Origin of the sequence: Desulfovibrio sp. OH1186_COT-070, assembly GCF_003860215.1 — a bacterium.
Lineage (GTDB): Bacteria > Desulfobacterota > Desulfovibrionia > Desulfovibrionales > Desulfovibrionaceae > Desulfovibrio.
In genome coordinates this window covers 1-313 of record NZ_RQYH01000257.1, presented here as the reverse complement: position 1 = coordinate 313, position 313 = coordinate 1, and the positions used below count along the sequence as shown (strand labels likewise).

Genomic DNA, 313 nt, shown 5'->3' with positions numbered 1-313 from the left:
AAATAATACACTCTGTATTTTTTGCTCCATTCAATCAATATATCATTGGATAAACCTTTGTGATATAAAACATTGGAAAGAGCGAACTTTACCCCTTGTTTATCTAATTGATCCAACAATTCGAGCAGCTGCGTTTCCTCAACCGTTGTCCAATCCTTAAAGCCTCTTTTTCCATCATTATATGACCCAGTAGAAATTAAGTATGGAGGATCACAGTAGACCAAATCATTCTCACCTAAATCAGTTAAATCAATATCTAGGAAATCACAATTATGAAATACTATACTCTTTTTCTTAAGAGCATCACAAAATG

The 313-nt window shown here is 32.9% G+C and carries 1 protein-coding gene; it reads right to left on the bottom strand.

Going from position 1 to position 313, the window contains the following annotated elements; genetic code table 11:
• On the bottom strand, window positions 1-313 hold a 313-nt coding region (locus tag EII23_RS12745; RefSeq protein ID WP_185702428.1), incomplete at both ends, for a DNA adenine methylase.